Origin of the sequence: Salegentibacter agarivorans, assembly GCF_900113135.1 — a bacterium.
Taxonomy (GTDB): domain Bacteria; phylum Bacteroidota; class Bacteroidia; order Flavobacteriales; family Flavobacteriaceae; genus Salegentibacter; species Salegentibacter agarivorans.
In genome coordinates this window covers 1-25769 of the sequence record NZ_FOOH01000027.1, presented here as the reverse complement: position 1 = coordinate 25769, position 25769 = coordinate 1, and the positions used below count along the sequence as shown (strand labels likewise).

The 25769-nt window shown below is 37.4% G+C and carries 22 protein-coding genes; 8 read left to right on the top strand and 14 right to left on the bottom strand.

The window, feature by feature from the left end:
* The first annotated feature begins 2 nt into the window (after positions 1-2).
* The 3 genes from BM084_RS16050 to BM084_RS16040 are packed head-to-tail and all read left to right on the top strand — an operon-like array spanning position 3 to position 3144.
* On the top strand, positions 3-602 hold the full coding sequence (locus BM084_RS16050) for a SprT-like domain-containing protein (protein WP_075324989.1): 600 nt from the start codon (positions 3-5) through the stop codon (positions 600-602).
* Between the two features lie 10 nt (positions 603-612).
* Complete coding sequence (locus tag BM084_RS16045; protein ID WP_075324988.1) at positions 613-1695, top strand: mannose-1-phosphate guanylyltransferase; 1083 nt, start codon at positions 613-615, stop codon at positions 1693-1695.
* A gap of 6 nt (positions 1696-1701) precedes the next feature.
* Positions 1702-3144, top strand: coding sequence for a DUF389 domain-containing protein (locus tag BM084_RS16040; RefSeq protein WP_075324987.1), 1443 nt, complete (start codon positions 1702-1704; stop codon positions 3142-3144).
* Here BM084_RS16040 and BM084_RS16035 read toward each other — a convergent pair.
* A complete protein-coding gene (locus BM084_RS16035; protein ID WP_075324986.1) occupies positions 3141-3905 on the bottom strand; it encodes an ABC transporter ATP-binding protein in 765 nt (254 codons plus the stop codon). The two genes, BM084_RS16040 and BM084_RS16035, sit on opposite strands and share 4 nt — an antisense overlap.
* Positions 3905-4642 (bottom strand): MlaE family ABC transporter permease, encoded by a 738-nt coding sequence (locus BM084_RS16030; protein ID WP_075324985.1) that lies wholly within the window; start codon positions 4640-4642, stop codon positions 3905-3907. Before BM084_RS16030 ends, BM084_RS16035 begins: the two co-directional genes overlap by 1 nt.
* Positions 4643-4759: 117 nt before the next feature.
* Between BM084_RS16030 and pafA the strand changes: the two genes are divergently transcribed.
* Positions 4760-6415 carry an alkaline phosphatase PafA gene (pafA, locus tag BM084_RS16025; RefSeq protein ID WP_093306058.1) on the top strand — a complete coding sequence of 552 codons (1656 nt, stop codon included), beginning with the start codon at positions 4760-4762 and terminating at the stop codon, positions 6413-6415.
* Here the strand turns inward: pafA and BM084_RS16020 are convergent.
* From BM084_RS16020 to gcvP, 4 genes are all read right to left on the bottom strand, one after another.
* On the bottom strand, positions 6407-7255 hold the full coding sequence (locus BM084_RS16020) for a glycosyltransferase family 2 protein (protein WP_093306056.1): 849 nt from the start codon (positions 7253-7255) through the stop codon (positions 6407-6409). The two genes, pafA and BM084_RS16020, sit on opposite strands and share 9 nt — an antisense overlap.
* Before the next feature lie 38 nt (positions 7256-7293).
* On the bottom strand, positions 7294-7815 hold the full coding sequence (locus tag BM084_RS16015; protein ID WP_075324982.1) for a methyltransferase domain-containing protein: 522 nt from the start codon (positions 7813-7815) through the stop codon (positions 7294-7296).
* The gene (locus tag BM084_RS16010; protein ID WP_093306054.1) at positions 7816-8874 is read right to left on the bottom strand and encodes a 3-oxoacyl-ACP synthase III family protein; all 1059 of its coding nucleotides are present in this window, start codon (positions 8872-8874) and stop codon (positions 7816-7818) included.
* 167 nt (positions 8875-9041) lie between these two features.
* On the bottom strand, positions 9042-11888 hold the full coding sequence (gene gcvP, locus BM084_RS16005) for an aminomethyl-transferring glycine dehydrogenase (RefSeq protein WP_075324980.1): 2847 nt from the start codon (positions 11886-11888) through the stop codon (positions 9042-9044).
* Positions 11889-12018: 130 nt separating this feature from the next.
* On the opposite strand from gcvP, the gene BM084_RS16000 reads away from it, so the two are divergent.
* Positions 12019-12837, top strand: coding sequence for a UbiA prenyltransferase family protein (locus tag BM084_RS16000; protein ID WP_075324979.1), 819 nt, complete (start codon positions 12019-12021; stop codon positions 12835-12837).
* 250 nt (positions 12838-13087) lie between these two features.
* Here the strand turns inward: BM084_RS16000 and BM084_RS15990 are convergent, their stop codons facing one another.
* The 4 genes from BM084_RS15990 to purK all read right to left on the bottom strand — a co-directional run bounded on the left by BM084_RS15990 (position 13088) and on the right by purK (position 17878).
* Positions 13088-13639: a sigma-70 family RNA polymerase sigma factor gene (locus BM084_RS15990; RefSeq protein ID WP_075324977.1), complete on the bottom strand. Its 552-nt coding sequence runs from the start codon at positions 13637-13639 to the stop codon at positions 13088-13090.
* A gap of 240 nt (positions 13640-13879) precedes the next feature.
* Complete coding sequence (locus tag BM084_RS15985; protein ID WP_075324976.1) at positions 13880-15913, bottom strand: M3 family metallopeptidase; 2034 nt, start codon at positions 15911-15913, stop codon at positions 13880-13882.
* 290 nt (positions 15914-16203) lie between these two features.
* On the bottom strand, positions 16204-16689 hold the full coding sequence (gene purE / locus BM084_RS15980; RefSeq protein ID WP_037319155.1) for a 5-(carboxyamino)imidazole ribonucleotide mutase: 486 nt from the start codon (positions 16687-16689) through the stop codon (positions 16204-16206).
* A 31-nt stretch (positions 16690-16720) separates the two neighbouring features.
* Complete coding sequence (gene purK, locus BM084_RS15975; protein WP_093306052.1) at positions 16721-17878, bottom strand: 5-(carboxyamino)imidazole ribonucleotide synthase; 1158 nt, start codon at positions 17876-17878, stop codon at positions 16721-16723.
* A gap of 118 nt (positions 17879-17996) precedes the next feature.
* On the opposite strand from purK, the gene BM084_RS15970 reads away from it, so the two are divergent.
* From BM084_RS15970 to BM084_RS15960, 3 genes are all read left to right on the top strand, one after another.
* Positions 17997-19109, top strand: coding sequence for an adenylate kinase (locus BM084_RS15970; protein WP_093306050.1), 1113 nt, complete (start codon positions 17997-17999; stop codon positions 19107-19109).
* Between the two features lie 72 nt (positions 19110-19181).
* The gene (obgE, locus tag BM084_RS15965) at positions 19182-20189 is read left to right on the top strand and encodes a GTPase ObgE (RefSeq protein WP_075324972.1); all 1008 of its coding nucleotides are present in this window, start codon (positions 19182-19184) and stop codon (positions 20187-20189) included.
* Between the two features lie 140 nt (positions 20190-20329).
* Positions 20330-20851 carry a DUF4136 domain-containing protein gene (locus BM084_RS15960; RefSeq protein ID WP_093306047.1) on the top strand — a complete coding sequence of 174 codons (522 nt, stop codon included), beginning with the start codon at positions 20330-20332 and terminating at the stop codon, positions 20849-20851.
* A 117-nt stretch (positions 20852-20968) separates the two neighbouring features.
* Here the strand turns inward: BM084_RS15960 and BM084_RS15955 are convergent, their stop codons facing one another.
* The 4 genes from BM084_RS15955 to BM084_RS19225 form a co-directional block, all read right to left on the bottom strand.
* Entirely contained in the window at positions 20969-22588 is a 1620-nt protein-coding gene (locus BM084_RS15955; protein ID WP_093306045.1) for an OmpA family protein, read from the bottom strand.
* A 12-nt stretch (positions 22589-22600) separates the two neighbouring features.
* Positions 22601-23542: a PorP/SprF family type IX secretion system membrane protein gene (locus BM084_RS15950; RefSeq protein ID WP_093306043.1), complete on the bottom strand. Its 942-nt coding sequence runs from the start codon at positions 23540-23542 to the stop codon at positions 22601-22603.
* A 26-nt stretch (positions 23543-23568) separates the two neighbouring features.
* Complete coding sequence (locus BM084_RS15945) at positions 23569-24945, bottom strand: T9SS type B sorting domain-containing protein (protein WP_093306041.1); 1377 nt, start codon at positions 24943-24945, stop codon at positions 23569-23571.
* Between the two features lie 90 nt (positions 24946-25035).
* The coding region (locus BM084_RS19225; protein WP_177195724.1) for a hypothetical protein at positions 25036-25769 on the bottom strand (734 nt) is incomplete at its 5' end.

The window sequence follows — 25769 nt, the reverse complement described above, 5'->3', positions numbered from 1 at the left end:
CAATGAGAGAAATTCTTGAAAGATATATTCCTGAACGAGCGGTTCCCCCGGTTTTTGAAATGATTAAAGCCAATAATGTTCATTTAAAAATTGTAAATGAACGTAAAACAAGGCACGGCGATTACCGCAGAATGCCCAATGGTGCTCCGCAAATTACGGTAAATGCCAATTTAAATAAATACCGGTTTTTAATCACTTTGGTTCATGAAATTGCCCATTTACTGGCTTTTGAGAAATTTGGCAGACAAATAAAACCACACGGGCAGGAATGGAAATTTACTTTCAGGGAGTTAATGTTGCCATTTATAAGACCGGAAATTTTCCCGTCAGGATTGCTTCCGGTAATTGCGCAGCATTTTAGAAATCCTAAAGCCAGTAGTGATACCGATGCAAAATTATCGGTAGCGCTTAAAAGTTTTGATCCTGAGAACGATAAAAACTATATTTTTGAAATTCCGTTTGGAGGAATTTTCCGAATATATAACGGGAAAACTTTTAAAAAAGGGGAAAGAAGAATAAAACGCTACGAATGTCTGGAAGTAGATACGGGTAAAGTTTATTTGTTTCAGCCCAATGCAGAAGTGGAGTTGCTAAAAAATTAATTCCTTTTTTATGAAAAACACAAATCACTACGCAATATTAATGGCCGGCGGGATTGGTTCCCGTTTCTGGCCGGTAAGTACTTCCAAATACCCTAAACAATTTCAGGATATTTTAGGTGTTGGTTCAACGCTTATTCAAACTACTTTTCATCGTTTAGTGAAGCTTATGCCTGTAGAGAATATAATTATTCTAACGCATAAGGAATATAAAGATGTTGTAAAAGAACAGTTGCCACGAGTTAAAGAAGAGCAAATTGTTCTGGAGCCAAAGATGAGAAATACAGCTCCAAGTATTTTACTTGGTGCTTTAAAAATTAAAAAGAAGAATAAAGATGCGCTGATTTTGGTTGCGCCCAGTGATCACTGGATTCAGGGTGATTTAGAGTTTCAGGAAAATATAGAAGAAGCTTTTCAAATTGTTGCTGAGAATGATAAATTAATAACACTGGGAATTGAGCCTACTTTCCCTAATACCGGTTACGGTTATATTAAGTATAACGAGGAAGAAGGAAATGGCGCTAAACCGGTTTTAAAGTTTACCGAAAAGCCTACTTTTAAAAAGGCTGAAACATTTCTCAAAGAAGGAAATTACGCCTGGAATGCCGGCATTTTTATATGGAGCGCCGAATTTATTTTAAAAAGTTTTAAAGAACATCAACCAGAAACTTTTAGGCTTTTTGAGGCGGGGAACGATGTTTATAACACTAATGAAGAGCAGAAGTTTTTGGATGAAAATTATCACAAAGCACAAAATGTTTCTATAGATTACGCTATTATGGAGAAATCTGATAGCGTATTTGTGATTCCTGCCAAATTTAAATGGAACGATTTAGGCACCTGGAAATCCCTGGAAGATGAATTACCGCAAGATGAGTATAATAATACCATTGTGAACGGCCGACTATTACCATTTGAGTCCACCGGAAATATTATTAAAACTCAGAATAATAAGGCAGTAGTTTTGGAAGGCCTTAATGACTATGTGGTGGTAGAAAATGATGCCGTTTTATTAATCTTCCCAAAGGAAAAAATACAGGATATTAAGGAAATTAGAGAAAAGGCTATAGAGAAATTTGGAGAAGATTTAGGTTAAGTATATATGGAGAATAATCAGAAACCTGAAAATAATCAAAACCTTGCTTCACAGGAAAACTCTGAAGATTTGGGTAAAAGTGCCAAGGGGATTTGGCAAAATATAAAAGCGCTTGTAAAAGAACTTCTTGAAATTCGGCACGATACCGATAGGGAATCTACTGTTGAAGCGGTAAAAAAAGATATTTCTTTTAAAGGTCACAATGCCTGGATTCTTATATTTTCAATATTTGTGGCTTCTGTAGGCCTTAATGTAAGTAGTACGGCGGTTGTTATTGGAGCGATGCTTATCTCTCCTCTAATGGGTCCTATTGTGGGCGTGGGAATGTCTGTAGCCATAAACGATGTACTTACCCTTAGAAAATCTTTTATCAACCTTGGTTTAATGGTTGGCTTAAGTGTACTTACCGCCTATATTTATTTTCTTGTTTCTCCCGTTAAAACCGAGACTCCTGAACTTATTGCGAGAACTTACCCTACAATTCTGGACGTCCTGGTGGCAATCTTTGGTGGTTTGGCGTTAATTGTAGCTAAAACCAAAAAAGGAACTATTGCAAGTGTAATTCTAGGGGTTGCTATAGCCACAGCACTTATGCCGCCACTTTGCACCGTAGGTTATGGGTTGGCTATTGGTAACTGGTCTTATGCCGGTGGTGCTTTGTACCTATTCTCAATTAACGCGGTATTTATTGCGCTTTCCACCTTTGTAGTAACTAAAGTGCTTGGTTTTCCTTTAGTAAAATATGTAAATAGTAAAAAACGCCGAAGAACGGCGCAAATAGCTTCTACTATTGCTGTAATTGTTATGATTCCCAGTGTGATTTTGTTTGTTTTCTTACTTCAGGAACAATTATTTGAAACCAAAGCTAAAGAGTTTATCGCTACTGTTATGAGATATGATGGTACTGAAACTATTAAATCTTCGTACGATTATAATGAAAAAAGTATTGAAGTTTATCTTATTGGAAACCGGGTGCCGCAGGCTACAATTTCTACCTGGCAGCAGCAAATAGACGATATTGAGGCTTTAAAAGAAACTGAATTAATAGTACACCAGGGAGCAGATCCCACTGGTAATATAGATCAGCTTTCTACTCAGGTTAGGAGCGGAATCCTGGAAGATCTTTATATTAAAAACCAGGAGTTAATTGAAGATAAAGATGAAAAAATAGCACTTTTAGAAAAAGAAATTTCCAGGTATCGGGGCGACGGATTTTCATTTAGTGATTTAAGTCAGGAAGCAAAAATAAATTATGACGGAATAGACGAGTTAGGCTATTCTAATTTGATTACTACTAATTTTGCAAAAACCGATACAATTCCCACTTTTACAGTAGGCTGGAAAGATAATTTAAATAACCGACAAATCACCGAGCAAAAGCAACGTTTTGAAAAGTGGTTAAAAGTGCGTTTAAAACTGGATACGCTGCAGGTAAAATCTGTTAATTAAAGGCCTTGTTGTTGTGCTTCTCTTACCTTCTGAAAAAGGTTAGAAGAATAAACAAAATCGGTGACGGTTTCATCATCGGTTTTAAATATTTGAGATTTATCACCTTTCCAGGCTAAAACCCCATCTTTTAGAAAGGCAATTTTTTCGCCTATTTCTAAAACCGAATTCATATCGTGAGTAATAATTATAGTGGTGATATTATATTCGTGCGTAATTTCCTGAATAAGATTATCTATTACCGTAGCAGTTTTGGGATCCAGCCCAGAGTTTGGTTCATCACAGAATAAATATTTTGGTCGGTTTACAATGGCCCGGGCAATAGAAACCCTTTTTTGCATTCCTCCACTAATTTCTGAAGGCATTTTTTTCTCAGACCCATCTAAATTTACACGTTTTAAAACCTCTCTTACACGCTCCAGGTTTTCTTTCTTTTTCTTTTTAGTAAACATTCTCAGCGGAAACATTACATTTTCTTCAACCGTCATAGAATCAAATAGTGCCCCGCCTTGAAAAACCATTCCTATTTGCTTACTAAGGTCTTTCTTTTCGTCTTCAGTAAATTCAGTATAAGGTTTCCCGTCGTATTTAATCACTCCTTTTTCAGGTGTAAATAAGCCTAGCATACATTTTAGAAGTACACTTTTTCCTGATCCAGATTCACCAATTATAAGGTTTGTTTTACTTTTATCGAAAGTAAAGTCTATCCCTTTTAAAACTTCCTCGCCATCAAATGCTTTATGTAAATTTTCAACTTCTATCATTAACTTAGTAATAATTGGGTTACTGCGTAATTTGTGATAATTATAACTACACTTGTCCACACAAAAGATGTGGTACTGGCTTCGCCAACTTCCAGCGCGCCACCTTTCATATAATAGCCATGATAAGCGGGAACTGTTGCCAAAATAAAGGCAAATAAGAATGTTTTAATAAATGCATACACCAGGTGAAACGGAATAAAGTCTTCCTGAAGTCCCTGTACAAACTGATCTGGTGGTACAAAACCACCAAAAACCGCTGCCGCATAAGCTCCAAAAACTCCTAAGAACATGGAAATAGCGATTACAAAAGGGTAAAAAAGCATTGCTATTATCTTAGGGAAAATAAGATAGTTTAAAGAATTAATACCCATTACTTCCAACGCATCAATTTGTTCGGTAACGTTCATAGAACCTATACTGGATGTAATATAAGAACCCACTTTCCCCGCCATAATTATAGAAATAAAGGTAGGTGCGAATTCCAGGATTATAGATTGCCTGGCCGCGTAGGCAATAAGCGTTTTGGGAATTAAAGGATTATTTAGATTTAAAGCAGTTTGCAAAGCAACTACAGCTCCAATAAAAAAGGATAAAAAGGCTACAATTCCCATGGAGCCAATAATCAGGTCATCTAATTCTTTAAGGATTAAACCTCTTAAAACCGAACCTTTTGTCATTCGGTGAAAAGTTCCTTTCAGCATTAAAAAATATTCCCCAATGGAGTGTAGATAGTTCATTAAGCAATTTTTGTAAAGCTAAAATACTAAAAAATTACTCCAAAGTATTTAACGTAGAATTAATCTTTAGCCTAATAAGTTTAGTATTTTTGGGCTACTTCTATAAAACAAAATATGATGAAGCGATTTACATTTTTATTATTGGCCACATTTTTGGCATTTCAGGGTTTTTCCCAGGAAAATGAAGAAGAAAAACCTAAACTGGTTGTAGGAATTGTGGTAGACCAAATGCGCTACGATTATCTTACGAGATTTTGGGACAGGTTTGGTGAAGACGGTTTCAAAAAGTTGATAAATGGCGGTTATAATTTTAAGAATAATCATTTTAATTATGTGCCTACCTATACCGGGCCGGGACACGCTTCGGTTTATACTGGTACCAGCCCTATGAATCACGGCATTATTGGTAACGGCTGGTATGATAAATTTATACACGAATCGGTTTATTGCGCAGGAGACGATTCTGTAGAGCCGGTTGGAACTAAAGATGATGCCGGGAAAATGTCTCCGCATAGAATGAAAACCACTACGGTAGCCGATGAAAACCGCTTGCATACTCAAATGCGCGGAAAAACAATTGGGGTTTCTATTAAAGATAGAGGGTCTATTCTTCCGGCAGGTCATACTGCGAATGCAGCATACTGGTTTCACGGTGACGACGAAGGGAAATGGATTACCAGTTCATTTTATATGGAAGAATTACCACAATGGGTTAAAGATTTTAATGATTCAGATAAAGTAGAAGCTTATCTAAAGCCGTGGACTACTTTATATGATATTGAAAGCTATAACGAAAGCGGAAGTGATAAGAATAATTTTGAAGGTGGTTTTAGAGGAAAAGAAGATGCTACTTTTCCATACGACCTTGAAGAGTTGAGTAAGGAAAATGGTGGGTTTGATATCATTGAAAATTCAGCTTATGGAAATGATATTACCCTGGAATTTGCTTTGGCGGCAATTGAAGCTGAAGAGTTGGGACAGGATGTAGATACCGATTTCCTTACGTTAAGCTTCTCCAGTACCGATAAGGTAGGTCATAATTTTGGAGTGAATTCTAAAGAAGTTCAGGATACTTATCTTCGGCTTGATAAAAATATAGCTCAACTTTTAAAAGAATTAGACGCGAAAGTTGGCGAAGGTAATTACACTATTTTTTTAACGGCAGATCACGGTGGAGTTGACGTCCCTTCTTATCTTGAATCTGTAAATATTCCGGCCGGGTATTTCGAGTCTGATGAATTTAGAGAAAAGATTGAAGAATTTGTTTCAGAAGAATTTGATGAAGATAAGCTAATAGAAAGCGTTTATAACAGTCAGATTTTCTTTAATTATGAAGTGATGGAAGAAGCGGGAATCAGCTCTTCAGACTTACAATCAAAATTGGCACATTATATTCTTCAATTAGATCAAATAGATAAAGTATACACCCGAGATCAGCTTAGCAGCGGTAGTTTTGTATCTGGTGCAGGCGCAGCTATTCAAAATGGATTTAATCAAAAAAGGAGTGGAGATTTGGTGTATGTTTTAGATCCTGCAACTATTGTATATTCTGAAACTGGTTCTACCCACGGTAGCGGATTGATGTATGATACCCATGCGCCTTTAATTTTCTATGGAAACGGAGTGAAAAAAGGCAGTACCACCCAAAGAACAGAAATTGTAGATATCGCACCAACGGTCTCAGCACTTTTAGGAATCTCATTTCCTAACGGAACTACCGGAAAACCACTATATATGATGCTGGATGCTGAAGAAACCGAAATTTCAGAATAGTTTCTCCTGTATTTTTTTCCAGCGTAAATTCTTTATAAAACGACCTTCATCTTTATTTACAAGATAAGGTCGTTTTTCATTTTTAGCATATAAGAATCCGGTGATACAGTTTAGGAAAAAGCCCAAATCTTTCTTTTTAAGGGCGAGTTTAGCTGAAGCTATAAAAGTGATCACAAAGCCATATCTCAAGCTGTAAAAAGCTTCTCCCTGCTTATATTTTGAAGTTTTAGTATAATTTTTCCCGGTAGGTTTAAGATGTTTTACCCTTAGGTTTTCATCGGTTTTTATTTCCCAACCGTGATACTGTGCAAGTAGTTCATCTGCGGTATCCCAACCCATAGCCGGTTTAAGACCACCAATATCCTTAAAACAGGCCTTTCGATAGGCTTTTAACGCACCGCGAATATGATCTTTCCCCGTTAGATTTTCCAGGATCCAGTCTCCATTTTTTTGAATTTCACAAAATCCACCGACCATACCGATTTTAGAGTTTTCCTTAAAATGAAGGCTAATTTTCTCTAAATAATTCTTCGGAAAAATTAGATCGGCATCAAATTTACAAACGATATCAAAATCTTCGTCAAGTGTTTTAAAACCTAAATTAAAAGCTTTCACTACTTTGCTGCCGGGCAAATGCTTGCCTTTTGAAAAATTCTTTATCAGCGAGATTTCAGGATGTTTTTCAATAAATTCTGAAACGATTTCTGGAGTATTGTCGGTAGAGCCGTCATCTACCACTACAATTTTATCAGCCGGTTGACTTTGGTCGATTAAAGCCTGAAGAGTTTCGCTAATAAATTCAGCTTCATTATATGCCGGAATAATAATATAGGTCCTCAAGTGGCGAAATTTAAAGGTTCTGCAAAGATTAATTTCGCTTAAATCCTTTCGGCATAAACCGCGTAATATCTAGGCGTGAAATATCTTAAAATTGGTCTAATTCCCAATTTGTTGACAGGATTGGTCCACTTTTTTCTGCTAATAATTTTCCAACCTGCTTTTTCTAAAAGCCAATCAAATTGCCAGTCTTCAAACTCGTGGTAATGCCGGTCGCGCATATCTGTTTTGCTGCGATATGCGCTGGAAAACCACAATTTAAGCGGAACGGTGGCTACTAGTTTATCGGCTTTAATATTTGATAAAACGTTATAAGGAGAAACCAGGTGCTCAAAAATTTCGAAAGCGGTTACCACATTATAAGCGGTAGTTTCTACGGCTGTAGTGTTTATGTCCAGATCTTCCCCTTCAGTATTTTGCACCTTGTAATTATGTTTTTCCATAATTTCTGAAAAAGGGTTTTTTACACCTAAATCAAGAATTTTTTCAGGGGCGGGTACATTTGCTTCTAAAAACTCTAAAGTTTCCTTATATCGTTTATTGGGGAAGCTATTTTCGTACATCTAGTATTGGTAAACTATCGCATTCACATTCATCCCAGCACCAACGCTAGCGAACATCACCACATCTCCTTTTTTAAGTTGTTGATCTGCGATTTTATTTTTTACCACAAGATCATAAAGTGTAGGGACTGTAGCAACACTGCTGTTGCCTAACTCCTGAATGGTCATAGGCATTACCTTATCTGGCACTTCTTGTTTATGAAGTTTGTAAAAGCGTTTTATAATCGCTTCGTCCATCTTTTCGTTAGCCTGGTGAATAAAGATCTTTTTAAGGTCTTTAATATCTTTTCCGCTATTTTCCAGGCATGTTTTCATCGCCCCGGGAACGTGCATCAGTGCAAATTCGTAGATTTTACGGCCGTTCATTTTAATATATCGTAAATCGTCTGGTGCTTCCGTTCGGTTAGATTTTCCAAAGTAAATATAGTTAGCTTCGTTAAAAGCATAAGTACCAGATTCGTGCGCGAGGATTCCACCTTCTTCTTCGGTTTCTTCTAAAACCACTGCCCCAGCACCATCAGAAAAAATCATAGAGTCACGGTCGTGTTTATCTACAACTCGAGATAGGGCTTCGGCACCAATAACAAGGCATTTTTTTGCCATTCCGGCTTTCATAAATGCCTGTGCCTGTATCAATCCTTCAATCCAGCCGGGACATCCAAAAAGTACATCGTAGCCAACACATTTTGGATTTTTAATTCGTAAATGATATTTCACGCGAGTAGCCATACTTGGTACGGTATCGCTCTGAATGCTTTCGTGTTTAACATCGCCATAATTATGGGCAACAATAATATAATCTAAGGTTTCGGGATCTGTATTAGAAGTTTCTAAAGCTTGCTGAGCCGCGATAACTGCCATATCTGAAGTGTTCAAATTCTCTTCAAGATACCGCCGTTCTTCAATTCCCGTTATGGCTTTAAATTTGGCAATTGTTGTTTTATTGTCTTGTGGAAATCCTGTTCCATCAAGATTGAAAAATTCATGATTGTCAAAGTCAGCATTTGCGGTTATAACTTTAGGGATATAACTACCTGTGCCGGTAATTTTAATATTCATCTGACTTTTAATTAAGATTAAACTCCGAATGTACTAATTACAAATATAGTGAGCTTTAAAGAAAAAGGAAAAATATACTAAAATGTGATGAAAGTCACAAAATAAAAAATGCCTGAAAATAGTGTCGGAATTATTTCCGAAGAAAATTTTCAGGCATTTTTAAAAACTTATGCATCCATATACTCCTCAATAGGAGGGCAGGTGCACATTAGATTTCTGTCTCCAAATGCTTCGTCTACACGTCTTACGCTCGGCCAGAATTTATTTTCTGACACATAATTTAACGGGTAAGCCGCCTTTTCTCTTGAATAAGAGAATTTCCATTCATCTGAAGTTAGCATAGTAATAGTATGCGGTGCGTTTTTAAGCACGTTATCTTCTTCGCTATCCAACTCTTCAATTTCCTGCCTAATAGAAATTAATGCATCACAGAATCTATCCAGTTCAGCTTTGCTTTCACTTTCGGTAGGTTCTATCATCATTGTTCCTGCCACAGGAAAAGAAACAGTAGGAGCGTGGAACCCATAATCTATCAATCGCTTGGCGATATCCACTACTTCAATTCCATTCTCTTTAAATGGTCGGCAATCTAAGATCATCTCGTGAGCTGCGCGGCCACGTTCTCCAGAATATAATGTTTTGTAATGTTCGTTTAAACGCTCTTTTACGTAATTGGCATTAAGAATTGCATATTCTGTAGCTTTTTGAAGTCCTTTGCTGCCTAACATGGTTATGTAACCATAAGAAATAAGGCATACTAAAGAAGAACCCCATGGTGCTGAAGAAATTGCGCCAATAGCATTTTCTCCACCAGTTTTTATTACTGGGTTTCCTGGTAAAAATGGTTTTAATTGTTCTGCGACGCAAATTGGTCCAACTCCCGGGCCACCGCCTCCGTGAGGAATTGCAAAAGTTTTATGTAGGTTTAAGTGACAAACATCGGCACCAATTACGCCAGGATTGGTTAAACCAACCTGGGCATTCATATTTGCACCATCCATATAAACCTGCCCGCCATTATTGTGAATAATTTGCGTGATTTCTTTAATAGCCGATTCAAAAACCCCGTGGGTAGAAGGATAGGTTACCATTAAAGCAGCAAGATTATCTTTATGTTTTATCGCTTTTTCGCGAAGATCGTCTACATCTATATTTCCGTTTTCTGAAGCTTTAGTTACCACCACTTTCATTCCCGCCATTACTGCAGAAGCTGGGTTGGTACCGTGAGCTGAAGAAGGAATTAAACATATATTTCTATGACCTTCCCCTTTAGATTCATGGTAAGCTCTAATAGTCATCAAGCCGGCATATTCACCCTGCGCACCAGAATTTGGCTGAAGTGAAGTTGCAGAAAATCCGGTGATCTCGGTTAATTGATCTTCCAGTCTTTTTAATACGATCTGGTAGCCTTCAGCTTGTTCTACCGGTACAAATGGGTGAATATTCCCCCATTGAGGATTGCTTAAAGGAAGCATTTCTGAAGCTGCGTTTAATTTCATGGTACAGCTTCCAAGCGAAATCATAGACTGGTTCAAAGAAAGATCTTTGCGTTCCAGTTTTTTAATGTAACGCATCAATTCAGTTTCTGAATGGTAAAGGTTGAAAACTTTATGCGTTAAAAAATCGGTTTTTCTCTGTAATGCTGAAGGAATTGCAGATGCCTCTTTTAAGCTTTCAATTTCAGTAGATTTTTCACCTGAAACTTTAGCGAAAACCTTCAAAATATTATTGATGTCTTCCTGGGTTGTAGTTTCATTTAAAGAAATACAAACCGTTTCAGCATCTGGGTAATAGAAATTGATTTCGTTCTTTTCGGCTTCAGCTTTAATTTTTTGAGCATCAGCTTTCACCTGAAGCGTATCAAAATAAGCTGAATTAAGCTGCTTAACACCCATTTTATCAAGTTCTTCAGCTAAAGTAACTGTAGAAAAATGAACGGTATCAGCAATATATTTTAGACCATCAGGTCCATGATAAACTGCATACATTCCCGCCATCACAGCCAGTAAAACCTGCGCGGTACAAATGTTAGAAGTAGCGCGGTCACGTTTAATATGCTGCTCGCGGGTTTGGAGTGCCATTCTTAAGGCGTGGTTCCCATCAAGATCTTTGGTTACCCCAATAATTCTTCCGGGAAGATTTCTTTTATATTCTTCTTTAGTAGCAAAATAAGCAGCGTGAGGACCACCATATCCTAATGGAATTCCAAAACGCTGAGTGGTGCCAACAACCACATCTACACCAAGTTCTCCCGGTGCCTGTAGTTTAACCAAACTCAAAATATCGGCAGCAACAGCTACTTTTATATCAGCATCTTTACATTTTGATACAAAATCGGCATAGTCAAAAACCTGTCCGTATTTCCCTGGATATTGTACTAAAGCTCCAAAGAATTTATCACTAAAATCAAATTCTTCGTGATTACCAACCACTAGCTCTATGCCCATAAAATCTGCACGCGTTTTAATAAGATCTATGGTTTGTGGTAAGGCCTGTTCAGAAACAAAGAATTTATTTACTTCGTTTTTCTTCTGCTTACGATCGCGAACAGCGAATAAAAGTCCCATAGCTTCTGCCGCAGCAGTAGATTCATCTAAAAGCGAGGCATTGGCAATTTCCATTCCGGTAAGATCGCTTACCATAGTTTGGAAATTTAATAAAGCTTCCAGTCTTCCCTGGGCAATTTCTGCCTGGTAAGGCGTGTAGGCTGTGTACCAACCCGGGTTTTCCAAAATATTTCGCTGTATCACAGCCGGTAATATTCCCTGGTGGTAACCAAGACCTATATAAGTCTTAAAAACCTTGTTTTTTGCAGCTAGTTTGCCAATATGCTCGGTATATTGATTTTCGCTAAGTGCAGCAGGTAAATTTAAGGGTGATTTTAAACGAATATCGTCGGGGATGGTTTCGTATATTAACTGTTCTAACGAATCTACACCAATGGTGTCCAACATTGCCTGGAGATTACTTTCTCTGGGGCCAATATGGCGTAGGGCAAAAGAATCTGTTCTCATTAAAATAAAGTTGTGTTTTGTGCTGCAAAAGTACATATTTTAAACGTAATTTTTTAGTGATTAGACGTATACACTTGTTAAGATTTATGACGTCAGTTTTGGTTGCGAGAAGAATGATTAATTTAGCAGGATGCAGTGTTTTAAAAATATATTAGATTTCTATATAAATAGCAGTCTGCACGTGGCTTTGGCCGTGGTTTCATTAAGCTTACTAAGCTTCCTGGAATTCAATATTGAAATTAATAAAAACCTGCTGTTTTTTATTTTCTTCGGAAGCATTACCGGCTATAATTTTGTGAAGTATGCCGGCATCGCTAAACTGCATCACGCCAGCCTTGCCCGAAACCTAAAACTTATACAGATTTTCTCCTTTTTTTGCTTCGTGGCTTTGCTGTATTTTGCTTTTCAGCAGGAATTAAAAATACTTTTAGCTTCTGCTATTTTGGGAGTTTTTACTTTACTGTATGCTATTCCTCTAGGTAAAAACAGGCAAAATCTTAGAAATATTGGTGGGATTAAAATTTTTATTATTGCCGTGGTTTGGGCCGGAGTGACTGTTATTTTACCCTTGATGGATCAGGTTAATTTAAAGGAAATCGGTCTCACTTTTTTTCAGCGTTTTTTCTTTGTTATTGCTATAACGCTTCCGTTTGAGATAAGGGACTTGAAGTTTGATTCTGGGAATTTAAATACAATTCCGCAGCAAATAGGAATAGCGAATACTAAGAAAATCGGTTATATATTATTAGGAATTATACTGTTCCTGGAGTTTCTGAAATCTTATTTTTCTGTAATCAACTTAATTGCTTTAAGTCTTATCTTATTGGTTTCGGCGTATTTTATAAAAGCAGCGCGGATAGATCAGGGAAGTTATTATTCGGCTTTTTGGGTGGAAGGAATTCCGGTGTTTTGGCTTTTAGTTTGGCTGCTAGCTAAGATTCTCCTTTAGCCATTTCTTTTTCAATGCTGTTTTTCCAGGCTTTTTTTTCTTTTTCAGAACAAGTTTTAAGTTTAGATTTTTTTATTAAATGGGTGAGTTTAGTGTTTTTGGAGGTGTACTTGCGGCAGGGTTTGCATAAAAGCAAATGCATAAGCATTGATAGTTTTTCGCGTGTTCCAGCCTCGTTATATTGGCTTTTGTCGCAGCAATTTTCTGCTTTTGAACAGTCAAAAATGAAAAATTTTCTTTTCGGCATAATTTAGAACCAGTTTTTTTCAAGGCATGCGGCCAATGCGGTGCGCGCCCTGTGAATGATTACCCAAAGGTTAGACGGACTAATATTGAATTCTTTACATACGGCCTCAGTATCAGCCTCATCAATGGTTTTCATCTTAAAGATGGCGGCGTGTTTTTCGTTGATTTGATCGAGACACTCTAAAATAGCCATTCCCAATTCGTTGTTTTCCATCTCATCCTCGGCAGTGCGATCAAAAGCATCGGCTACCTGTTCCTCCATCCAATCGCCATTATTTTCAGAATCTGAATAATTGATGCGAACTTCAGCCTGACCTTTTATGGAGTTTATCTTTCGGTAATAATCTATGATTTTTCGCTTCAGAATAGAAATAAGCCATGTGCGTTCTGTGGCCCTTCCTTCAAAGTTATCTTTAGAATTTAGGCCTGCAAGAAAGGTTTCAGAAATTAAATCGTTTGCCACCTCGCGATCGTTCACCCTAACAATTGCGTAGTTAAATAGGTAATCGGAATATTTATCCACCCATTTTGTAGGATCGAGTTTATGAGTTGGCATAGGCTTGCTTCAAGGTCGAATCAAAATTAGCAAAAGTATTTGACATTATAAGTTATAGATCTTATAAGGTTTTTAAGGTGGAAATTGGATTAGTAAAGAAAAGAGGTTGTTGAAAAAGTCTAATTTCATCAAGCTGAACTTGTTTCAGCTTCTAACACGTTTTACTTACCAAAGTCTTAGATTCTGAAATAAATTGAGAATGACTATTTGAAAATTTTTCAGACAGCCTCTTTAGTTTAATCATTTCTCAATTAATCCGGCACGTTTTAATAAAGCATCGGGTTTTGGTTCTTTTCCGCGGAATTTCTTATAAAGCGTCATTGGGTGATCTGTGCCACCTTGTGAGAGGATATTTGTTTTAAATTTATTGGCGACTTCCCGGCTAAATATCCCGTTCTGCTGAAAATATTCAAAGGTATCGGCATCTAATACTTCTGCCCATTTATAGGAATAATAACCTGCAGAATATCCGCCCTGGAAAATATGAGAAAAAGCAGTACTCATGCAGTTTTCAGCAACATTTGGAAATAATTTTGTACGTTCAAAAGCTTTGTCTTCGTTTGCTTTAACGTTAGTAATTGCTGAAGGATCTACACCGTGCCAGCTTAGGTCTAACATCCCGAAGCTTAATTGTCTTACCGTGGCCATTCCTTCCTGGAAATTAGCAGATTCTTTTATTTTCTGAATCAACTCCATAGGAATTACTTCTCCGGTTTCGTAATGCTTCGCGAACAACTGAAGCGCTTCCTTTTCATAACACCAGTTTTCTAATAACTGACTTGGAAGTTCTACAAAATCCCAATAGACATTTGCACCAGAAAGACTTGGATATTCAGTATCGCCCAACATCCCGTGAAGCGCGTGGCCAAATTCGTGGAAAAGCGTTGTGACCTCGTTAAAAGTTAATAATGAAGGTTGTTTTTTAGAAGGTTTTGTGAAGTTGCAAACAATAGAAATATGTGGGCGTTCTTCCTCGCCATCTTTCTTGTATTGTGATTTGTAACCCGTCATCCAGGCGCCATCTCTTTTTCCCGGCCTTGGGTGGAAATCGGCATAAAACAGGGCCATCTCTTTGTTGTTCTCATCAAGTACCTGGTAGGTTTTTACATCTTCATGATATTTATCTACATCAAAAACTTCTTTAAAACTAAGGCCATAAAGTTTTTGGGCTACCGTGAAAACTCCGTCTATTACATTCTCAAGTTTGAAATAAGGTTTCAGTTTTTCGTCATCGAGATTGAATAATTTCTGTTTTAGTTTTTCGCTGTAAAAAGCGGCATCCCATTTTTGTAACTGGTCAATTCCATCCAGATCTTTTGCGAAATTTTCTAATTCTTTGAATTCGCGCTCAGCAGCAGGTTTTGCTTTTTCAAGAATTTCGTCTAAAAAACTATTCACTTTTTCGGGAGTTTCAGCCATACGCTCTTCCAATACAAAATGTGCGTGCGTTTTATAACCTAGAAGCTGAGCGCGCTGGTATCTTAACTTAGCAATTTGCAGCACATTCTCCTGATTGTCTAACTCATCACAATGAAATCCTTTAGAGCCAAAAGCAAGTGCCATTTTCTTGCGCAGTTCCCTGTTTTCAGCATATTTCATAAAAGGAAGGTAGCTTGGATATTCAAGGGTGAAGATCCAGCCTTCTTTTTCTTTAGAAGCTGCTGCTTGTGCAGCTTCTTCATTAAAACTTTCCGGTAGGCCTTTTAGATCATTTTCATCAGTAAGATGTAATTCAAATTTATTGGTTTCGGCAAGTACATTTTGGCCAAAATCAAGGCTTAATTTTGAAAGTTTCTTGTCTATATCTCTAAGTTCGTTTTGCTTTTCTATTGGCAAATTGGCTCCGTTTCGCGAAAAAGCCTTGTATTTTCGGTCTAAAAGCGTTTTTTGCTCCGTATTCAGGTCAAGCTGGTCTTTCTTATTATAAACCGATTTCACTTTTTCAAAAAGTGCTTTATTTAGAATAATATCATTTCTGAATTCTGATAAAAGTGGGGAAACTTCCTGTGCGATTTGCTGAATATCTTCATTGGTTTCCGCAGAATTAAGATTGAAAAATATGCTGGTTACTCTATCTAATTTTTCTCCTGAAAATTCTAAAGTTTCAATGGTATTTGGAAAAGTAGCTTCATCGGCATTTGTTGCAATCGCATTAATTTCTTCCCGAGCCATTTCTATGGCTTTTATTATGGCGGGTTTAAAATGCTTATTCTCAATTTTTGAAAATGGAGCGTGATCAAATTCCTGTAAAAGTGGATTATTTTGAGTCGTCATTATCTCTTTTCTTTTAATTATAATTTCAAATTTATCTATTAAACATTTCCTGAGCTATACAGGTAATGTACTTAACCTAAATTTGACGTTTTTAGTAACTTTTTTTAACACAAAACGTTGTTTTTCTTTAAAAAACTGTATATTTCGGCTTTAAAATATTGAACGTTTTAAAATTGTAGTAGCTTTTAAAGTTTTTTCTGGTTTAAATATTTAGAATGGTTAATAAATAATTTGTACAGATTTAGGTGAGTTTACTACAAAGAAAGCCACGTCGCAAGACGTGGCTTTTGTTATTTTTTCACCTTTTTGGCGCCTTCAATAACTTTCTCTTTGAGTCCTTCTTTATAGACTAATATCTTATCTAAAGTACATTTATCTGAAGTTCCAATAATTTGAGCGGCAAGGATTCCTGCGTTTTTTGCTCCGTTTAATGCTACGGTGGCAACCGGAACTCCGCCTGGCATTTGTAAAATAGATAAAACCGAATCCCACCCATCTATAGAATTGCTGGATTTTACCGGCACACCAATTACTGGAAGGGGGGAGAGCGATGCTATCATTCCCGGCAGGTGAGCTGCGCCTCCGGCACCGGCTATAATTACTTTAATTCCACGTTCGTGTGCGGTTTTTCCGTATTCAAATAATTTTTCCGGGGTGCGGTGAGCAGAAACAATATCTACTTCTACTTCCAGGTCAAAACCTTCCAGGATATCTATTGCATCTTGCATTACCGGTAAATCGCTGGTACTTCCCATTATTACTGCTACTTTGCTCATAATTTTATGTTCAAAAACTTCGAAAAGTTTATTATTTGGAAATAACTTTAATTGAATTCTTAACCTGTTCGGCTATTTTTCTTGCTTCCGCCAGGTCTTTATTTACTATAGTTACGTGGCCCATTTTTCTAAAAGGACGGGTGATTTTTTTACCGTAAATATGCGGTGTCACGCCCGGCATTTTCATTATCTTCTCAATATTCTCATAAACCACTTCACCTTCGTGAGCTGCATCACCCACTAAATTTACCATAATTCCGCCCACTTTACTATCGGTATTTCCTAAAGGCAAATCTAAAATTGCGCGAATATGTTGTTCAAATTGGTTGGTGTAACTAGCTTCAATACTGTAATGCCCGCTGTTGTGAGGTCTTGGAGCGACTTCGTTTACCAGGATTTCATCATTATCTGTCTGGAACATTTCTACCGCCAGTAAGCCTACGTGCTCAAATGCTTCGGAAACTTTAACCGCCAGTTCCCTGGCTTTTTGCGCGACGGAATCTTCAATTCTGGCCGGGCAGATTACATATTCTACCTGGTTTGCCGTAGGGTGAAATTCCATCTCAACTACCGGATAGGTTTTTACTTCTCCTGAAGCCGATCTCGCCACGATCACCGCTAATTCATTTTTAAAAGGAACGAGGTTTTCGGCAATACATTCAGCATCGGGAAGATCGTTTAAAGCTTTTTTATTTTTTATAACCGAAACTCCTTTGCCATCATAACCGCCAGTAGTACTTTTCCAAACAAATGGAAGATTAATTTTACTGTTTTCAAGCGCAGAAATTAATTCCTTTTTATTTGAAAAAACTTTAAAATCAGCGGTTGGGATTTCATGTTTTTTATAGAAATTCTTCTGAATTCCTTTATTCTGTATTTTCTCTAAAGTTTCAGCTGAAGGATAGGTTTTTACGCCTTCTTTTTGCAATTGTTTTAAAGCTTCAACATTTACGCCTTCAATTTCAAACGTGAGCACGTCAACTTTTCTTCCAAAGTTAACCACAGTATCAAAATTCATAAGATCGCCGGTTTCAAAATAATCACAGGCAATTTTACAGGGTGCTTCAGGATTTGGGTCTACAACGTTGGTTTGGATATCGTATTTGCGGGTTTCGTAAAGCATCATTTTACCCAACTGGCCCCCGCCGAGAATTCCCAGTTTAAAATCTGAAGAAAAATAATTGATCATACCTTAAAAGTTTCAGCAAAAATAATTTTTTAGGGTAAGCTGTGCTATTATTCTTATGGAAATCTGGCAGTTTGGGTTGTTAAGAATCCTTATCTTTGCCCTTTAAAATTTTTGAGATTTGATAAAACTGCACGATTTAGAGTTTGAGCCTTATATTTCAGAAGAAGAAATCAATGCCGCTATAGATAAAGTGGCCAATAAGCTTAATGAAGATTATAGGGATGCCAATCCCATATTTTTAGGAGTACTTAACGGTTCCTTTATGTTTGCAAGTGAAGTTATAAAGAGATTTAATGCAGATTGCGAGGTTAGTTTTGTAAAACTTGGTTCTTACGAGGGCACCAAAACAACCGGAAATGTAAAAACGCTTCTGGGATTAAACCAATCTTTAAAAGACCGGCATGTAATTTTACTGGAGGATATTGTAGATACCGGTAATACGTTAGAAGAAATCAATAAAATTCTTTTAAAAGAGGAAGTGGCGAACTATGAGGTGGCAACTTTATTTTACAAACCTGAAGCTTATAAAAAGGAATTCAATATTAAATATAGGGGAATTGAAATTCCCAATAAATTTATTGTAGGTTATGGCCTGGACTATGACGGTTTAGGTAGAAATCTTACTCAAATCTATAAACTTAAAGAAAACAACATGACAAATTTAGTTTTGTTTGGCCCTCCCGGCGCCGGCAAAGGAACACAGGCAGACATTCTAAAGGAAAAATATAAACTAATTCACATTTCTACGGGAGATGTTTTTAGACATAATATTAAAGGCGAAACCGAATTAGGCTTGCACGCTAAATCTTTTATGGATAAAGGGCAGTTAGTTCCAGATGAGGTTACAATAAAAATGTTGAATGCTGAAGTTGATAAGAACGAAGGCGCTAATGGTTTTATCTTTGACGGTTTTCCAAGAACTGCAGCCCAGGCTGATGCTTTAGCTGAATTGCTGAAGTTGAAAAATACCGAAGTAACCGCAATGATTGCTTTAGAGGTAGATGATGAGGTTTTGGTTAATAGACTATTGGAACGAGGAAAAACTTCGGGAAGAAAAGACGATGCCGACGAAGCTGTGATAAGAAATAGGATTAAGGTTTACTATGACGAAACAGCAATCTTAAAGGAATATTATAAAAAACAAGACAAATATTACGGAGTGGACGGAGTTGGTTCTATTGAAGAAATCACCCAACGTCTTAGCGCCGTAATTGATAAGCTACAAGCTTAATACCTCTTAGAGGCTTGTTACGATTTAAACCTTCTGGGCTTTTCTAGAGGTTTTTGATTTAATTTTTAAACTATGACTGAAGGGAATTTTGTTGATTATGTAAAGATTCACGTAGCTTCCGGAAAAGGAGGTAGCGGATCTTCACACCTGCACCGCGAAAAATACGTAGCGAAAGGCGGACCCGATGGTGGTGATGGTGGCCGTGGTGGCCATGTGATTGTGAAGGGAAACAAAAACCTTTGGACGCTTTATCATTTAAAGTTTAAAAGGCATATTCGTGCCGAACACGGTAGCAATGGTAGTAAACAACGCAGTACTGGGGCAGAAGGAGCCGATGAGTACATTGAAGTGCCTTTAGGAACTGTAATTCGCGACACCGAAACCCAAAAAATTATTCACGAAATTACCGAAGACGGCAAAGAATATCTGGTTGCCGAAGGTGGTATGGGTGGCCGCGGAAACTGGCATTTTAAAAGTTCTACGAACCAAACGCCAAGATATTCACAACCGGGAATTGATGGTACGGAGGTAGATATTACGCTAGAGTTAAAAATTCTTGCCGATGTTGGATTGGTTGGATTTCCAAATGCAGGGAAATCTACTTTACTTTCTGTAATTACAGCAGCAAAACCTAAGATTGCCGATTACGAATTTACTACTTTAAAACCTAATTTGGGTATTGTAGAATATCGTGATTTTAAAACTTTTATAGTTGCTGATATTCCTGGGATTATTGAAGGTGCCGCGGAAGGAAAAGGAATTGGCCATAGATTTCTAAGGCATATAGAGCGAAATTCTACGCTCTTATTTTTAATTCCGGCAGATGCTCCCAATATTTCTGAACAATATGAAATTCTCTTAGATGAATTGCGAAGGTATAATCCAGAGATGTTGGATAAAGATCGCCTTATTGCAATTTCAAAAAGTGATATGCTGGATGCCGAATTAAAACTGGAGATGAAGCACGAATTAGATAAAAATTTAGGTGCGCCTTATTTGTTTATTTCTTCAGTAGCTCAACAGGGATTAACCGAGCTAAAGGACAGGTTATGGGAAATGCTAAATAAGGAGACTTCTTAAATCATAAAGTTGAAACACGTAGAGATATCTTGGATTTGTGTTAATCTTTAGATCTTCTGAACGGTTTTTGATTAAATTTAAGCAGCGTGGATTAATTTCAACGCTGCATTTTTTTGTAAAAAAGTCAAAAATTGATTCTTATGAAATTTATAAAGTTACTATTTGTTTGTGCCTTTGTTTCATCCTGTAATACTCCAAAGGCGGTTTATGATTATGATGACACGGTAAGTTTTAATAATTACAAAACCTATCAGCTTTTCCCCGATTTTCAGTCTGGACTTTCGCAATTGGACGAGACCAGGTTAATTAACAGTTTAAGAAACAAGATGGAGAAAGAGGGTTTTTCAACTTCTGAAGAACCTGGCATATATGTAAATGCTTATTCCCGGGAATTTATGGACCGGAACCGAAGCAGTATTGGCGTTGGTATTGGTGGAGGTGGCAGAAGCGGGGGAGTAGGAGTTTCGGGAGGAATTCCTATTGAGAATAATTCTGTAATTCTTGAAGTTACTATAGACTTTATAGATGTAACCGAAGATTCTTTAATTTGGCAGGCGGTTGTAGAATCTAAATTCAATGCAAATGCTTCTCCAGAGCAACGCAGGGCGATGTTTGATAAGATCGTGGATAAGGCTTTAGAAGGTTATCCTCCAAATGATTAATTGTTATTTATTAAATCAATTTCCTGAATTTTGATCAATAAAAAAGCCCCGGAATTTTCCGGGGCTTTTCACATTTGGTTGGTTAGTTACTAGTTAACTATAAACTTTCGTCAGTATTTAATTCATAATAGTGAATTCACTACGACGGTTTTTAGCATACTGCTCGTTTGTACATCCTGTTGGTTCAGTACAATCGTTAAGCGGCATGCTTTCTCCATAACCTTTAGAAGTTAATCTGCTGCGGTCTATGCCGTTTTCAACAAGATACTCTAAAGTAGAGGCTGCACGTCTTTCAGATAAGCCCATATTGTATTTATCAGATCCTCTTGCATCAGCGTGAGAACCAATTTCAATTTTAAGCTCAGGATATTTGTTCATAATATTTACCACCTTATCTAAAGTTGGTTTAGACTCAGCTTTGATAGTTGCTTTATCAAAATCGAAATAAATATTTCCAACATCTCTTAATTGCTGTCTTCCTGTTTCAAGGTTTGTTTCTCTATCATCGTAATCAACTACAGGAGGAACATAATTTTCCCTGGTGAATACATAAAGGTTATCTGATCCTCTTCTGTTAGAAGCAAGATATCCTTTTTGATTTTCTTCATTTATAATGAATGCGAAATCGTCGTGACCACTGTTTACCGTGTTACCAAGATTTTGAACTTCAGCGAAATCTCCTTCAGCTCTAAAAACATCTAAGTTACCAAATCCCTGGTGACCATCTGAAGCGAAGTAAAGTACTCCCTCTTCACTAATGTAAGGAAATTGCTCACGGTGAGGCGTGTTAACCCCAGTACCAAGATTTTCTGGTTCACCGTAAGTACCATCTTCATTTACATCTACAACATAAATGTCAAAAGAACCTTCAGTACCTGGCATATCGCTGGCAAAATAAAGTTTGCTGCCATCTGCGCTTAAGCTTGGATGCTCAGTAGAGTATTCGTCACTTGTAAAAGGTAGAGCTTCAATATTGTCCCATTTACCATCTACCATTTCTGCACGGAAGATTTTAATGTGACCAACTCTAATTCCCTCTTCATTCTTCACTCTTTTCTCGCTGTTACGATCAAAGTACATTACCTGACCATCTTCACTGAAAGTAGCTGAACTTTCGTGCTCATCGGTATTAATTTCATCAGAAAATAAAACGATGTCACTTAGTTCACCGTCTTCAGACATTTCAGCAGAATAAAGATCTAAGGTTGGTTTTTTGTTCCAGGGATAAACCGGACGCTCCTGATTTCTTGTGGAAGCAAAAGTAATTCGGTCTCCATAAAACGCGATACCAAAGTCAGCTGAAGCACTATTGTTCATGATTTGGTTCGTAGTATAAACGTGAGGAGCAATGGTGTCTAATTCACGCGAAAATTCCTCGTAGCTTATATCCTCACCGGTATAATCACTCATATTCTTATCGGCTTCTTCCTGTTCTCCAATAGCACGTAAAGAATGTGCAAATCGGAATTTGTACTCAGGTTCAGTGATATCTTCATGTCTAAGGAAAAGTGTGCGGTAAACTTCCGCAGCACTTTCCATTTGGTTTGTGTAGAAATAAGCATCTCCAAGGTTTTGTAGCACCTCCTGATTTTTATCTACAACTTTTTCATAAGCTTCTGCAGCATCAATGTAGGCTCTTTGAGCAAACAATTTATCTGCTTTCTTTATTTCGGCGTTTTGCCCAAAAGCGGCAAGGCCTATAAAAAGAATAAAAAGGGTACTATATAAATTTTTCATATTATTCGTTTTTTAGAAGAATCTAGGTGATTTGTCATATCCTTTGGTAAGGCCAAACAGGTCAAGATCAAACAACAACATTACCTCGTGAGTTCCACCTAAATTGTAATTAGCGAATTCTGAAGTAAAGTGATCGTAAGCATACCCTACACGTAGTGAAGGAGTGATCTTGAAGTTTACAAGTCCTGTGATAGTTTCATTAAACCTGTAACCAACACCGGCTTCTAACCTATCGTATAACAAAACGTTTGCAGTAACATCTACTGCCAACGGCGCACCTTGAACACCTCTTGCCATAAAAGCAGGCTTCAATTTAAGATCTGGGTTTAGTTGAAAAACGTATCCACCGGTTAAATAGTAGTGGATTTCTTCTTCTCCTAATGCTGCGATCTCTTGTTCGTTCTCAATGTATTTTGAAGTAAACAGGTTAGGAGCCGAAGCACCCAAATAGTAGTTATCTCCAAACCAAAAAGCACCAACTCCAAATACCGGGAAAACTTCATTTACATTTTCCAAAGCAGGATCTCCCGGTTGATTTACTTGCAATCCTGAAAGGTTTGCATCAAAAGTGGTAAGACCACCTTTAAGACCAAAAGAGATTTTACTGTTTTCTCCTGCTGGAAGTACATAAGCGAAATCGGCAGTAATATTGTTTTCTTTTACAATACCACCAATTTCATCATGAACTACGGTTAAACCAAGTTCTACCCTTTCACTTATAGGAGTATGGGCAAAGAAGTTGGCGGTGCTTGGAGCACCGTCAACATTCTGCCATTGAGATCTGTATATACCCCCCAGGTTAAGCATACCAGGATCATCGGTAGCGTAGGCCGGGTTTATTACACTCATATTATACATATACTGAGTGAACAGCGGGTCCTGCTGAGCCATTCCCTTTACTGAGAAAAGGATAACGACTGCGAATATTAAATATTTTGTGATTGTTTTTTTCATTTCTTTCTAATGTTTATCCTTTTATATTATCTGTTCAAGTATACTTTACCCTGACGAGGCTCTGTGCTTCCGTCGTTAAAGTCTATCACATAGAAATATACACCAACAGGCAATACATCGTCTCCAAGACTGCCGGATTGGTTAGAAGTTCCATCCCATTCAGGAGTAGAAGCGTTTCCTTTATATACTGCATTACCCCATCTATTAAATATTGTTACATTAAAGTTAGGATAATCATTCTCTAGGAAACCTATAGAAAATGTGTCATTTTTATTATCATCATTTGGTGTGATCGCTTCTGGAATAATAGCACACTGTTCTAAAGTAACTGTAACAGCTAATCTTTCTGAACTTTCACAACCATTATCGGAAATAAGAGTAGCATAGTAAGTAGTTCCATCAGTTAAAGTAGCATTGTTGCTTAAAGCAGTCATACTATCTGCTGAATCATACCAGGTTACTTCTCCACTTTCATTGATTTCTGCGGTAAGGGCTGCAATTGTTGGATTGTCAAACTCACATAGTTCGTAATTAGAACTAATAGTAGGAGCAGGAGAATCTACAATATTAACAGTAAGCACTGCGGCTTCAGATTCGCATCCTTCATCTGATGATTGGGTTACATAGTAATCTCCATCTACCAACAGGTCTTCTTCGCTAACCATCATAGTTAGGTCTGCGTCAGAATACCAGGTTAAGTTAGTTCCATCTGCCTCAAGTCTTGCTGCAGTTTCACCGTCTATTGCACAGAATGCAATCGCTTCACCAGTTGTTGGAGCTTCTGGAGCTTCACCAAGAGTAATAGTGATTGTAGACATATCGTCTTCACCACACTCATCACCTTCAGCTATTACCGTGTAGATAACTTCATATGTTCCAACTTCAAAAGCAGCTGGGTCCATAATTCCGTCTGCTATAACTTCACCATCTAAAGTGAATTCACCATCCGTATCTGCATCTGCAGAAATTAATGATAAAAGATCTTGTTGACCGTCGTTACTACAAACTGTTACAGCCATATCTTCACCTGCGTTAGCACCTTGTTCTACTGTAATAGTAAAGGTAGTGCTAGCTTCTCCTTCAACACAAGGAGCATCTTCGTTAACGGTATAGGTTACATCGTAACTTCCAGCACCCATCATAGAAGGGCTAAAGATTCCGTCATCATAACCTTCGAAAGTACCACCTGTAGTAGTATCATCTGTTAAGTAAGAGAAAAGGTCTATATCTTCATCACTTGAACAAACTGTTTGAGGTGCTATTTCGCCTACTTCGGCTTCGATTGCATCAGTAACTACTACTGTTAGTTCAACAGAATCTGCACAGGTTCCATTTCCTACAGTATAGGTTGAGGTGAAAGTTCCAATTTGTTCGGCAGTATAAGCTTCACGAATTTCTTCCATTCTAGGAGAGAAAGTTCCGTTTTGAGGAATACCGTTTTCAAGTAAGTTTAGAAAGTAATTCCTAACTTCAGTAAGTGTTGGTGTAGGGTCTTACCCAACCGAACAAACGGTAAAAGTAACATCGTCACCTGCATCAAAAGTTTCTGAAGTAACATTGATTGTAAAATCAGTTGTAGCACTTCCTTCAATACACTCTGAATCTTCTGAGCTCACAGTATAAGTGAACGAATATTCACCAGTTTCTACTGAAGTTGCGTCAAAAGTGTTTCCATTGAACTCTTCTCCATCAAGAAAGAAAGTACCACCTGGGGTGCTATCATCTGAAAGAGCATCGTTTAAGTTATAAGAAGTTTCACTAGAACAAACATCGATTTCCTGATTAGTTGCTTCTGCAGTTGCTTCTTGTGCATCTATCACATTTATTGTGAAGCTTTTCGATGCTTCTCCAAGAACACATTCTGAAGTTTCTTCACTAATAGAATAAGTGATTTCGAATTCTCCAATTCCAGCGGTTGTGGCATCAAATATATTAGCGTCAATGAATTCTGAACCTGTGAAAATTCCCCCTTCAGGTGTGTTTTCACTTAATAAGGTATTTAAATTAAATTCATTCTCGGTGATACAAATAATCGGATTTTCATCATTAACTTCCACAATAGCTTGTTCGGGAGCAAGTACTTCTACAGAAAGTTCTACAGAATCTTGACATTCTCCAGATCCAACAGTATAAGTTGTGGAAAAGATGCCAATCTCAGCCTCGTTGTTGTACCAGTTTACGATTTCGTTAATAGTAGGTTCGAAAGTTCCGTTTCTACTTACACCTT